Origin of the sequence: Colwellia sp. MB02u-14 (assembly GCF_014076915.1) — a bacterium.
GTDB lineage: Bacteria > Pseudomonadota > Gammaproteobacteria > Enterobacterales > Alteromonadaceae > Colwellia_A.
The window spans coordinates 1-13,705 of the sequence record NZ_JACGUX010000083.1 but is presented as its reverse complement, the minus strand read 5'-3'; the positions used below and the strand labels follow the sequence as shown (position 1 = coordinate 13,705).

Annotated in this window: 10 protein-coding genes; 3 read left to right on the top strand and 7 right to left on the bottom strand. The window is 38.4% G+C overall.

The window, feature by feature from the left end; translation table 11 throughout:
- Window positions 1-49: 49 nt before the first annotated feature.
- The 4 genes from H4J52_RS14965 to H4J52_RS14950 all read right to left on the bottom strand — a co-directional run bounded on the left by H4J52_RS14965 (window position 50) and on the right by H4J52_RS14950 (window position 5,562).
- Window positions 50-1,165: an NADH:flavin oxidoreductase gene (locus H4J52_RS14965; RefSeq protein ID WP_182225056.1), complete on the bottom strand. Its 1,116-nt coding sequence runs from the start codon at window positions 1,163-1,165 to the stop codon at window positions 50-52.
- Between the two features lie 92 nt (window positions 1,166-1,257).
- Window positions 1,258-2,022, bottom strand: a complete 765-nt coding sequence (locus H4J52_RS14960; RefSeq protein ID WP_182225054.1) for an SDR family oxidoreductase — start codon at window positions 2,020-2,022, stop codon at window positions 1,258-1,260.
- Between the two features lie 35 nt (window positions 2,023-2,057).
- A complete protein-coding gene (locus H4J52_RS14955) occupies window positions 2,058-2,783 on the bottom strand; it encodes a histidine phosphatase family protein (RefSeq protein WP_182225053.1) in 726 nt (241 codons plus the stop codon).
- A 322-nt stretch (window positions 2,784-3,105) separates the two neighbouring features.
- Entirely contained in the window at window positions 3,106-5,562 is a 2,457-nt protein-coding gene (locus tag H4J52_RS14950; RefSeq protein ID WP_182225051.1) for a TonB-dependent receptor, read from the bottom strand.
- A 295-nt stretch (window positions 5,563-5,857) separates the two neighbouring features.
- Here H4J52_RS14950 and H4J52_RS14945 point away from each other — a divergent pair, with 295 nt between their 5' ends.
- Both H4J52_RS14945 and H4J52_RS14940 read left to right on the top strand, forming a co-directional pair.
- Complete coding sequence (locus H4J52_RS14945; protein ID WP_182225049.1) at window positions 5,858-6,757, top strand: LysR family transcriptional regulator; 900 nt, start codon at window positions 5,858-5,860, stop codon at window positions 6,755-6,757.
- 76 nt (window positions 6,758-6,833) lie between these two features.
- Complete coding sequence (locus tag H4J52_RS14940; protein ID WP_182225046.1) at window positions 6,834-7,526, top strand: DUF2982 domain-containing protein; 693 nt, start codon at window positions 6,834-6,836, stop codon at window positions 7,524-7,526.
- A gap of 5 nt (window positions 7,527-7,531) precedes the next feature.
- Here H4J52_RS14940 and H4J52_RS14935 read toward each other — a convergent pair whose 3' ends face one another.
- From H4J52_RS14935 to H4J52_RS14925, 3 genes are read right to left on the bottom strand one after another with little or no spacing between them, the layout of a single operon-like run.
- Window positions 7,532-9,589 (bottom strand): DUF3488 and transglutaminase-like domain-containing protein, encoded by a 2,058-nt coding sequence (locus H4J52_RS14935; protein ID WP_182225045.1) that lies wholly within the window; start codon window positions 9,587-9,589, stop codon window positions 7,532-7,534.
- Window positions 9,589-10,578 (bottom strand): DUF58 domain-containing protein, encoded by a 990-nt coding sequence (locus H4J52_RS20285; protein WP_182180968.1) that lies wholly within the window; start codon window positions 10,576-10,578, stop codon window positions 9,589-9,591. The genes H4J52_RS14935 and H4J52_RS20285 overlap by 1 nt, the downstream gene beginning before the upstream one ends.
- 38 nt (window positions 10,579-10,616) lie before the next feature.
- Entirely contained in the window at window positions 10,617-11,552 is a 936-nt protein-coding gene (locus H4J52_RS14925; protein WP_310649989.1) for a MoxR family ATPase, read from the bottom strand.
- Between the two features lie 316 nt (window positions 11,553-11,868).
- Between H4J52_RS14925 and H4J52_RS14920 the strand changes: the two genes are divergently transcribed.
- Window positions 11,869-13,698, top strand: a complete 1,830-nt coding sequence (locus H4J52_RS14920) for a monovalent cation:proton antiporter-2 (CPA2) family protein (RefSeq protein WP_182225041.1) — start codon at window positions 11,869-11,871, stop codon at window positions 13,696-13,698.
- Window positions 13,699-13,705: the final 7 nt, after the last annotated feature.

Genomic DNA, 13,705 nt, shown 5'->3' with positions numbered 1-13,705 from the left:
AAATCAATTCGCTATTGAATTTTTTAGTTAATAGCTGACAGTCATTAATTTAGCTCAACTTCATTAATGCGTCTTTATTGAAGGGGGCTATTTGGTCTTCTTTTTTATCTCGAATTTTATTTACCCACTCAGGGTCGACTAGCAACGCACGACCAATAGCCACCAAGTCAAATTCATCGTTATTTAAGCGCGTGAGTAAGCCCTCAATACTGGTAGGATTAGAAGCACCGCCTAAATCCGTGTTTCCTTCACCGGTAAAATCACTGTCGAGACCAACACTACCAACGGTTATTACAGGCTTTTGTGTTAATTTTTTTGTCCATCCGGCAAGGTTTAGCGTTGAACCTTCAAATTCAGGTAACCAAAAACGACGCGTACTGGCATGAAATATATCAACACCAGCATCACTTAATAACGATAAAAAGAGCGCTAATTCTTCAGGGTTTTGGCAAAGTTTTGCATGATAGTCTTGCTGCTTCCATTGAGAAAATCTAAAAATAATAGGAAAGTCATTACCTACCGCAGCGCGGATAGCTTGTACAATTTCTACACCAAAGCGGGTACGGTTTTCTAATGAACCTCCGTAGCCATCAACCCGCTGGTTTGTACCTTCCCAAAAGAACTGATCAACCAAGTAACCATGAGCGCCATGAACTTCGACGCCATCAAAACCTACGTTTTTAGCGTCAAGAGCGGCTTGTGCAAAAGAAGCAACCACTTCATCAATATCAACTTGGCTCATTTCAACACCATTGGGTGCTCCAGGCTTGTATAATCCTGAAGGGCTATAAGCAGGCACCGATTTATCAGGGCCAATACCTTCTTTTCTTACGGAGCCGACATGCCAGATTTGTGGAACAATTTTGCCACCCGCAGCATGAACCTCATCAACAACATGTTTCCAACCCGCTAACGCTTCTTCACCAAAAATAGCAGGTACGCGTTCATAGCCATTCGCCGCTTTATGGGAAATAAAGGTCCCTTCTGTAATGATTAAGCCGACATTTCCTTCAGCTCTTCGGCGATAGTATTTTGCAACATCGCTATTAGGAATGTAGTCAGGCGAGAATGTTCGCGTCATGGGCGCCATAACCGTTCGATTCTTTAACGTTAGTCCACCGACTGTAAATGACTCAAAAAGTTTATCTGAATTATTGTTACTCATCTTATTTCCTAAATTTAATACTGTTATACATTCATTGACACACGTGACTTTATGCTTTCGCGTTGTATTTTTTATTTTAATCAATAGATTACCTAACCAATTAAATAACCACCATCAACATTAATCGCGCTACCTGTGGTATAACTTGACGCATTTGAAACCAAGTAAAGTACCGTCCCTGCCATCTCTTCTGGCTGGGCAATACGTTTCATTGGTACGTGATGCAGCATTTGATCGAGTATTTTGGGATTATTAACTAACGTTGAGGCAAATTTAGTATCAGTGCCGCCAGGCAATAGAGCATTCACGCGGATATTAAATTGGGCACATTCTTTGGCAAATGTTTTAGTCATAGAGATAACCGCGGCTTTGGTAATTGAATAGATGCCTTGAAAGTCACCCGGGATAACACCATTAATAGAAGCAACATTAACAATAGCGCCACCACCGTTTTCTTTCATGAGTTTAGCGCCCATAACAGACATGAAAAAATAACCACGAATGTTAACGTCTACTGTTTTTTGAAAGGCACTTAAATCAGTATCTAATACATGACCAAAATAAGGGTTGGCCGCAGCATTATTCACTAAGATATCAAGCTTGCCGTGTTGTTTTTTTATCGCAGAAAAGATATGTTCTATTTGCTCCATCTCACCAATATGACAAGCTATCGCTTGAGCACTACCGCCTGCTGCAATAATATCGTCAACAACGGTTTGACACCCAGCCACCTTGCGGCTCGACACAATCACATGAGCACCACTTTGTGCCAGTAATTTTGCAATTTGTTCACCAATGCCACGACTTGCGCCCGTAACTAAAGCGATTTTTCCTGTTAAGTCAAATAGATTATTCATGTTAAGTTTCCTACTTAATATCTAATGTTTATTGATTATCTAAACGTTACCCAGTCACTACCTGCTGAGGTTAAATGGCTATAGTTATTGAAATAATCAATGTTTAAATTATTTTCTGAAAAGAGTAATTTAGTAACGCTTGTATTGCGTGATTGCTGATTAATCACTAATGTTTTTTCATCAGACAAGCCTAAAATATGTTGAATAATCACCGCTATGGTGCCACTTGAAGTAAAAATACAGATATGATTAGCATGTTGATTACTTTCAGTGATTAATGATAATTTTCTGGCTGTTAATTCTTGTTTAATAACATCTTGTAATGCACTAATGCAGCGTTTTTTAAATTGACTCCAGCTTTCTTTATAATCTTGGTCGTACTTGCCACTGATCCAACGGTCAAGCGCAAGCGCAAACTCTTTTTGAAAGCGTTTATTTGCGTTGGGTTTTTTACTTATGGCCGCAGCCATTTTTGCAAAGTCTCGCCATTGTGAGTCATAACAAATCAACAACTCTTCATGATTAAATTCATTAAACCCTGAATGCAAGGTAACGGGTGAAAGTGCACCTTGGTAACCAAGCAAAAAATGCTCTAAGGTTTGTCCATGGCGTAGTAAATCTCCTGAATAAATTTTGTCAGGTGCAGATCGCCAAGACTCACCAAGCAAACGCGATTGTTCATTGCCTTTTTCAGAGAGCAAGTCATAGTCGGCTTTACCAAAGGATGCCTGTCCGTGGCGTATAAGATACAGAGCAGTCATTCGCTTAAGACAGCCCGTTAATAGATGGATTTTCGAATCGATTAAAACATTTGCTTGTTATCATTTATTATCACTCACTATGATCATTTAATCGCCAAAACTTTGATTTATTGATAGTAATCCCAAGCTCTTAATTAAACAAATGAATAGTTCTTATAACCCACTATTCATTATTAGAATAAAGAATCAGTATTAATTGTCCACTTTATAAAATGTTAACCCGTAATATTTTTATTATTTACATAAAAAAGCCTTGCACATCTAGAGTGCAAGGCTGATTACTTTTAAAGGACTGCAATACTTTTTCAGCTAAGGTAACGCATTAAAAGTTATAAGAAATACTCGCTCCATAGGTGCTCGGCTGACTCGGATAGGCATTAAAGCTACCCGCTTGAATAGGCACAGGAAAGGCAGAATGAAAATATTCATCATTATTTAAATTACGTGCCCAAACTTGTAAGTTAACCCCATTGGGGAAGTTAAGCCCAGCACTGGCATTAAAAGTACTCACTTCTCGTGTTAGGGAATCAGGTACATTTTCAGCAAGGGTAACCTCGCTTTCATAGAGGTAATCGGTACGAATATATCCATTAATACCCGCACTTAATTCGAAATGGTAAGTCACACCAGCTGTAATACTTTGTTCATGTATTCCTGCAGGTTTTTTACCCGATAAATCGATAGGACCATCAACACCTGATGCACCTTTAAAAGCATCATAGGTGGGGTCAAGAAAGATACCCGCTAAGGTAAATGCCCAGTTTTCGGTTAGGTTGTAAGCAGAATCGAATTCGATACCTTGTGTACTTTGCTTACCGGCATTAGCCAAAACGAAGCCTGTGCCAACAAAAATAGCCGACTGAAACCCTTCTATCGTTTGGTCAAAGGCCGTTATGTTGAAGGCAACTTTTTCAAATCTGGCTTTCATACCCAATTCATAAACCGTTGATTCTTCTGGTAAAGCATATCGACCGCCATAGCTTTGATTTTTTTGTACTAGACCATTAGTTATAAGCGCATCACTGTCTGCAGCGAATGGACGGGTATCACGGGATAAATTCCATGATGATGCTTTAAAGCCCGTTGCAGCGGTGGTAAACAAATTAATATTGTTATTAAGTTCATAGGCTAAGCGTAATGACCACGTAGTTTTACTATCAGCGGTATTATCGTCTTCAACTGAGTTTGGTAATTCAAGCATGGGTGGCATGAACTGCAAACCTTTTAATGTCGGAATAGCTGGCGCTAATGTCGGTATGAAAGGCATTGGCACACCAAAAAGGGTTAAATCATTGTCTAAATCAATCGCTGAAAGCGTAGAGTTATTCTGTTGAGCAACAATGACATCTTTTTCATCATGGGTATAACTCACACCAAAGGTTGTCGTGAACTTTGCTGAAATTCGATAATCAATATTAGCAAAAATAGAATAAGCATTATTATTTTGCATAAATTGAGAATCAACAACAGTATCTGATGAAATAAATGAACCCGGCGCAAGGCCGTAAACCCCCTCTACCCCACTAAGCAAACCAGCAGCACCTCCTGCAGCTAACAAGACATCAAAATAGTTTCTCATATCATCGCCATAAAATAAGGCGTCTTGGGCGTCAACGTCTTCTTGGAAGAAGAACGCGCCTAGCATCCAGTCTAGTTTGTTTACGCCAATAGAATTCAAACGTAACTCTTGCGTAAAGGTATCAATTTTAGTGTCACCACTTTCTCGGATAATATCTAAACTGGTGTAATCTATATCGTGTATAAAAGTAGATTCATTACTACGTAATGCGGTAATTGAGGTGAAAGCAAAACCATCGTAATCAACATCGACCTGTATAGATATCCCGCTATCTTCTACGGTATTTCGAGGGTCCATATTAAGGGCTGATGTATAGGAAAACGGGTCGGCTGAATCATTAACCATTCCACCTAAAAATTGAACCGCGCCCGTTGTGGAGCCATTAATCGCATTGGAAACAGTGCAGCAAGCTTCATCAATCTCACTGTAGTCAGCAATAAAACGCACAGTAACATCTTGGTTAGGTTGATATAATGCTTGTGCACGCATATTCCAACGGTCTTTGTCATTCAGTTTATTTAAACCACTTACGCTGTCAGTGTAACCATCACGCGCGTTGTAACCACCCGATAAACTAAAAGCCAATTCGTCTGTAACACCGTTAGTGATATAACCTTTCACCAATTGTTGATTGTAGTTACCATACCCCACTTCAACATTACCTTCTAAATCGAAAGAAGGCGCCATAGTGCGCACATTGATAACACCCGCAGAAGCATTTTTGCCGAACAAGGTACTTTGCGGACCACTGAGTACTTCAATTTGCTGCAGTCTGGGTAAATCACCAATTTGAGCAGCGGCGCGAGAACGATATACACCATCAATAAATACCCCCACCGAAGGTTCAATACCGGTGTTGTTGGTACCATTACCAAAACCACGTATTGAAAAGTTAGTGTTCGTTGAACGTTGTAATGGAGTGACTCTTAATGTTGGCACGAGTGTTTGCAAATCATTAATATCTAAAACTTTTGCTTCTTCAATATCTTTACCCCTGACAACGGTAATGGCAATAGGCGTTTCTTGTAACCCAGTAAGTCGTTTAGACGCGGTTACCATTATACGTTCGATACCTTTCTCATCGTCTTGGCTGGCTAATTTTATTTCTTGAGCATTAAGCACAGAAGTACCCAATGCACTAATGACTGCTGAAACGAGTAATGATCTCTTAAAGAGTTGTGATGCTAATCTTGGCGTCATGCTGTGTCCCCATTTATTTTTACTAAACACTTATTGATTAAATGCGATTCTGCTCAAATACTTTGTTTGAGCATGATTCTTGTTTAAGCGTAGACAAAGTTTTATCAAACCGAAATGCTATACCAAGTTACCTTTGGTTTTTTACACAGTTATCGCACAATATTTACGCTACTTGACTATGCTAGGAGCAACCGTTAAATTAAACAAATGAATAAATTTCATAATCAACTATTCATTATATGAATAGAGTGGAATTATAATAATGATCATTATTTGATGGATTAGGTATTTATATATGAAGGTCGACTTAAATTTGTTTGTGGTATTCGAAGCGATTTACTGTGAAGGAAATATTACTAAAGCAGCATCTGCACTAAACTTATCACAGCCCGCGGTGAGTCATTCACTGAGTAAACTACGTGCTCACTTTGACGATCCGCTTTTTGTTCGACAAGGTAATGAAATGCGCCCTACCGTTGTTGCCAACAATGTTGTATCGGATGTGCGCGAAGCTTTACGTCAGTTACAGATATGCTTAGCACAATCCAAACAATTTGAGCCAATGAGCTCCCGTAAAAGCTTTACGATATCTTTACACGTAGCTTTAGAGGCTTCTTATTTACCTCCTTTAATACAAAGAATAGCCAAAGAAGCACCATGGGTTAATATACAAAGTAGCCGCAGAGTCAACCGCCATGAATTAGAAAACAAACTCGCCAGTGGGGATATTGATTTAGCTATTGATACATTATTGCCCGTAAGTGACAACATAATACATACCCAACTAGAAAAAGATAAACTTGTGGTTGTTGCTCGCAAAAATCATCCTAAGATTAAATCTACATTAGCTTTAGACCAATATCTTGCGCTAGACCATATATTGGTTTCATCTCGTTCAACCGGTCCAAGTATTGAGGATTTTGAACTCGCTCGTCTTGGATTACAGCGAAAAATAGGCTTAAGGTGCCAACACACGTTTTCAGCATGTCGTGTGCTTGCCGGTAACGATATGTTACTCACAGCTACAGAGACAACCGCTAAAATGTATGCTCAATTACTCGATTTAGTTATTTATCCATTACCGGTAGAGTTACCCGATATTGATATGCATTTATATTGGCACACAAATCTGGACTTCGAACCTGCAAATAAGTGGTTAAGAAACAAAGTTATTCAAGCGACTCCTGGTACTTAAAATTCTGATACGACACGCTTTTAAACTAACTAAAAATTAGACATATTGTATTTATTAATGGGAATAATGAGCGTAAATGACGATTAAATTTCAACAAAAGCCGAGCATAATAATCAAACCTATCGCGAAGCATAATGGCATGTTTCTCTGCGTTTTGGGTGGCCTGCTTTTGTGTGCTACGGTATTAGTGGCTCAATTTTATTGGCAAATATTTAGACTTGCCCATATTTTTGTTATTTTACTCAGCCTCGTTATTATCTTGGTTGGGGTCGTTAAACTTTTAGAGCCTGATATTAGTCTGTATTTGACACCGGATAAAATCATCTTCAATCACCGTTATGGCCATTGGCAATTAACATGGCAGGACATACAAAATATTCAGCCAGTTTCTGAAGTTATTGGCCTAGATAGAGAAGCATTGCCATACATAGGTATACGATTAGTACATATAGATAAAATCGCTAAAAACATATCAATTCGATTGGCTAATCGGTTGATTCACCAACAAAAAGGGCTAATTGTTTATAGTGTATTACATCAATTAATGACCTTTGAACAAGCTCAAATTAATTTTGATCCCTTTGTCTTGTCAAATGGCGAATCTATAAAAGGCCCCATCGCCGCATTTCTTCATCAATCGGAGCAATTATCTGCGGCATTTGGCTATCATTTGTTCCTACCTGCCGATAGCTTTGACCGAGGTATTAATGAATTCAACCACTTACTTAAACAGTGCAAAATGGCAAGTGCAACGTATCAAGAGACTTAGTTTCCTCATTTCTCAGTGTTTTTCTGCACCTTTTTCAATTGTACTTTTATCTGTTGTTGATATTTATTCATATCGGTTAAATACTCTTCTTTTTGTTTAGCCGTTAGTACCTGATACATTAATGCTTCAAAACATCGTGTATACGAGATAAAGCTGACCGTCAGTGAAGGAAATTGTTGAGTAACTAACATTGAAAATTGACTGGCTGGCATAGCAACTGGTTTTTCTAGTCCTTTAGCTTTTAATATTGCTAATATTTGCTGATACTGAGCTAACCATTGTACTAAAGGTTTACTTTTAGAACGTTTTATATTTGTTAACCACATAATAATCATCACTAAAAATAATGAGCCACCAATAGCACCTCCTATTTTCCATGCGCGTAAATCGCCAAACCATTGAGTGAGTAAATCATATTGTCTCGCAGAAGAATAACCTAGCACCAAGCGTGTCCATTGATAATCTAGTGCATCAAGCTGTAAGCGAAAAGTGTTAATCAAAGCAAGGTGTTTGTAACGATGTAAATTCAGCAAATCATTATTAAAAAATGCATCTTGCTGTAACATTTGAGAGAGCCCGCTTTCGACCCGCTCAGGGTTTACCGCCGCGGTAGGATCAACCCTTACCCAACCTTTGTCTTTAACCCAAATTTCGGCCCAAGCATGAGCATCATATTGGTAGATACTTAAGTGGCCACCTTGCTTGTTGTATTCACCCCCTAAATACCCCGTCACTAACCTAGCAGGAACGCCAGACGCTCTCATTAAAAAGGTAAATACACTAGCATAATGAACACAAAATCCCTTTTTCGTTTGATAAAAAAACTGATCTAAAACATCTCCAGATAACAACGGTGGCGATAACGTGTAATAAAAGTCTTGTTCTCGAATCATATCCAAAACAGCTTGTGCTCTTTCAATTTCATTTGGATAAGCACCATTGAGTTCTATTGCTTGTGCCTGGAGTTTAGGATTACTGTTAGCTGGTATGTGTAAATTTTTGGCTCTTTCACTATCACCTAATGGCGAATTAAGAAATGAGTGGGTATAACTGGCAATTTCATAACTCGTTGTTTGACTAACAGGCTTACTCTTTTTAATGGTGTAGTTAGCTAATTGCCTGATATCTATTTGATTACTCAACAAACTTTTAGGGTCAACCACCGCTAATGAAAAAAGCCAAGGTTGATAACTCGGTTCAACCATCACTTGGTAACGTGTTGGTAACCCCGTTAAGGGTAGAACATCAACAGGCACATTATCTGGCTTACCTATTTTAGTTGAGAGGTTATTTTTGTTTTGTTGCCATGTACGCCCGTCAAACTCATCCATCACCATTACTCGCCAATACAACTGATTGTATTGAGGTATATCAGTAAAAAAATTCACTCGAAAAGCAAGCGCTGAAGATCTTGCTAAATGAGCAATATCCCCAGGAGTAACACTTTCTGACAAACCTGTTTGCGCTGATTTGGCTGACGGCACCTGCCAAAATGGAGAGAGCCGAGGGAAAACAATAAATAACACCACAGCAAGAGGAATGCTTTGAATGACCATTTTAGCACTGTTAATAAAGGGCTGTTTGTACTTTCCCGGTGGTAAGAAGTACGCAAGCAAAACAGTTAAATTCAAAATAAGTAAGCCAAAGACAAGCAGCGACATGAATAAAGACTGAGAAAAAATAAGTACAGACGCAAGAATGAAAATACCCAGTAAGATAATTTGGTAAAAATCTTTTCGAGTCGTTAACTCTAAACTTTTTAATGAATAAGCAAAACAAAGTAGATGCAACATACTTAATAGTACGCCTAATTCTCGACCATTAACCGCTATTGCGATACATCCAGAGCAAGCAAGCAATAAGACAACATATCGGTGAGGTTTTACTGTCGGCTTAATAAGCGTTAACGAACGCCAGCATAAACACAAACTAATGATCGCCAACATCCAAACGCTTAATTCACTTATAAGCAAAGATAAATTAAGGCATTGGCATACGAATAAACCCCAAGCATTTTTGCGGGATAAACTGAAACATTGCAAACCATCGTGACTATTTTTCATCAGAGTAACTTAGGATAAAGCGCTAACGCCATCAAACACTGGTTAAAATGTTGTTGGCCTTGCGAGGGTTTGATTTTTTCTTGTCCTAAGTCCAAACCAAATATTTGAGCCCCATCGTTGTATTCTTTTACCAGAAAACACAAATACTGTAATTGCTTCTCTAGACCATGCTTTGGCATATCCGTGAGTTTCAACCAACACGTTGCTCCTTGTTGTTGATGGTAATGCTTAGTCAATCGACCTTGCCCTCGGGCAAATTGTTTCCATGCAACACGTGATAGTGGTTCGCCAGGAATATGTGTTTTAAGCTCGAAAAATTCATCGATGCCTGGTTTAGTATTTTCTAAAAATGAATTTTGCTTTACAGAGCCAGCAAAGTTGCTGGGTATATGCCTAACAGGTTCAGCTGCTGGATACAGCATGCACTTAAAATCAAAATCTATTCTTGTCCATGTTATAAATAAGCCTAATGGATATTCACTCCATATTTTTAAGCGACCCGGATAATGAACCCCTCTATTTTCGTAACGACAAGAGACATAAACGGTTTGATTTCCTTGTACAGTTTGAGGAAGATGAGACATTTTCTGGTGGTCAAAACAAAAATTGAAGTCTAGACGATTGTTGGGGGATAATATTTTTACTGGCACCATAATATATTGTTTTGCATATCCCTCCACTTGCTTATCGGTAGATACCTCGATGCCCGATAAATTAAAAAAACTGTGCATCATCGTCGTAATAAACACACTCGCCATTAAGTAACTCAATAGCATAATGACATTATTTTGATAGTTAGTGGCCAAAAGGAATAACAACACCACAAAAACAAGATAAACAAAGCCAAAGCGTGTTGGCATAATGAAAATATTGCGGTTTGATAGCGTATGCTGACTGGCAGGTGGAATTCGGCGTTTTAGCCACCGATTAAGTCGCCTCTTAATAATGCAACTAATAAAACTTTGTATCGGTATTACAAATCTCGTCACGAGTATCTCTATATTTATGGAAAATATTTTTGATAGTGTTATGTATTAAATGGATTTAAGACATTAACTTGTGCAATAACTTGGTTGGAAATTTTTTCAGCGTGATCACCAAAGCGAGTTGCCGTTGACTCAAGCCTATGCTGACATACAGCGCCAAATACCGTTTGAATATCTTCGGGTATTACATACGTTCTTTCTGCCATAAAAGCCCATGCTTTAGCGGCACTCACCAATGCTTGTCCTGCTCTTGGTGACAAAGGTCTGCCCGCAAAACCTTGACGCCTACTGACATGATTTAAGGCGATAACATATTCAATAATATTATCTGAGACAGTCACCTGTGACACCATCGATTGCATAGCTATAAGTTTACTGGTATCAACACAAGGCTGTAGCTTTTTATAGCTATCGTGACTACTTTCACTCATTAAAATTTGTTTTTCTGCTGCAATATCAGGAAAACCGAGCGATATACGCATCATAAACCTATCGAGTTGAGACTCAGGCAGTGGGTATGTTCCTGCATGTATTAGAGGGTTTTGTGTAGCAATAACAAAGAAAGGTTGTGGTAATACGTAAGTTGTCCCATCAATGCTAACTTGGTGTTCTTCCATCGCTTCGAGTAAAGCACTTTGTGTTTTAGGACTTGCCCTATTAATTTCATCACTTAGTACTACCTGATTAAAAATCGGACCTTGATGAAGTTCAAATTTTTTACTTTCAGGGTTAAAAATAGAAATACCAATAACGTCAGCGGGTAACAGATCACTGGTGAATTGAGTTCGTTGATAGCTGAGCCCAAGGGTTTTTGCTAACACCTGTGCAAGGGTAGTTTTACCCATACCGGGTAAATCTTCTATCAGGATATGACCTTTTGCTAATAAACAGGCAAGTGCCAAACGTATTTCTTGAGGCTTACCTAAAACAATACCGCCTACTTGAGCTAAAATTGCTGAAACTAAACTTTGCATAATATGATGACCACGTTATTTAACATAATTGATATCATTCAATATACCCCTATTAAAGTGCCAAGGATGCTAAAACAATATCAACTAATAGCATCACGATACAACTTTATTTAATCAGTAAACATAAGCAGTGAATATAAATTCACCTCAGCGATGCAAGGTATTTATGTTTATTTGAAAAGACTTATTCTAGGAGATTATCACAGCAATAGGTTAAAGTAGTGTAAAGAACATTCATAAAAACAATTCAAATTTTTACAAATAGCGAGTGTCTGCATTAATAATTAAGACACTCGCTATTTCAGGAGTGCATTCAAAGATGTTAGAAATAGCAGTTATCTACTTAGTTGCAGCATTTGTTGCCGTACCGGTCGCCAAAAGGCTTGGCCTAGGATCAGTTTTGGGCTACCTGTTAGCCGGTATTTTAATTGGACCTAATTTATTAGGCCTCGTTGGCGACCAAACAAGTGTTATGCATTTTGCTGAATTCGGCGTAGTAATGATGCTATTTTTAGTGGGATTAGAGCTTCAACCGGCGCGACTTTGGAAGTTGCGACATTCAATTATTGGCTTAGGCGGTTTACAAGTTTTAGCAACAACCGCCATTATATTTGCGCTTTGCTTTTATATATTTACTTTTGCTTGGCAAACAGCTTTAGCTATTGGGCTAATGTTAGCGCTGTCTTCAACAGCGATTGTTTTACAAACATTGACAGAAAAAGGTTGGATTAAACAAGCTGCAGGACAAAACGCTTTTTCTGTCCTCCTTTTTCAAGATATTGCGGTAATTCCTATTCTTGCCCTATTACCGATACTCGCCTTTCAAGATTTAAGCTCGGTAGCGTCGTCAAGCAATAGTTTAATTGCCCATTTACCTGTTTATGCTCAGGTGACTATTTCGTTGGCAGTAATAGCGGCTATTATTTTAGCTGGGAAATACATATCTTCACCTTTATTTCGATATATTGCAGAAACAAGATTACGTGAAATATTTACCATTGCAGCGTTATTATTAGTTATTTCTATTGCACTTATTATGGAAAAAATAGGGTTGTCACCCGCATTAGGCACCTTCTTAGCGGGGGTGGTTTTAGCTGAAAGCGAATTTAGACACGAGTTAGAGGTTGATATTGAACCTTTTAAAGGACTACTATTAGGACTGTTTTTTATCACCGTCGGAGCTTCAATAGACTTTCCATTACTCCTTGATAAAATTACTATTGTTACATTTGCCGTCGTAGCCCTTATTGCGATTAAAGCGCTTGTTCTTTATGTACTTGCTCACTTTTTTAACATGAAAGGAAGTCAAAAAATATTATTCACTTTGGCTTTGGCTCAAGGAGGTGAGTTTGCTTTTGTTTTACTTTCACTCACCAGTGACCTACTTATTACATCGCCAGAGCAAACTAAGTTAATTACACTTATCGTTGCAATATCGATGCTTTGCGCACCATTACTACTCATTATATACGAAAAATTGTTAGCTAGAGATAGCTCGACAGGACCTGATTTTGATTCAACTAAAGAAATTGAAGCAACCAAAAATGTTATTATTGCGGGTTACGGACGTTTTGGCCAAATAATAGGTCGGCTATTAACCGCTCAGGGATACCATTTATCGATTCTTGATCACAGCCCTAGCCAAATTGACTTACTCAGACGCTTTGGCAGTAAAGTTTTTTATGGTGATGCGGCTCGCCAAGATTTATTAGAAGCGGCAGGAGCAAAAGAAGCAGAAATGCTTGTGATTGCTGTAGATGAACCCGACAAAACATTAGATATTATTAAGCTGGCTCAAAAGCACTACCCGCACTTAAAAATTATTGCTCGTGCTATTGATCGGCGACACGCGTACCAAATTATGCAGCTTGGTGTTACAAACTTTAAACGAGAAACATTTGACTCAGCAGTAAATCTTGGCATCGAAGCGCTAGTACTGCTCGGTAATGAGCAAGCTGAATCTGACAGAGCAGGGAAACTCTTTACTGAACATGACCTTGAATCAATGAACATTTTAGCCCACAAGTGGGGAGATGATAAAAGCTATGGCGTAGCGGTTAAACAACGTACAGAAGATTTAAAACAAGTGTTGCAAAACGACAAAATCGAGCAAAACAAACTGAATACTTGTCAAAATAAAATAAAATAAAATAAAA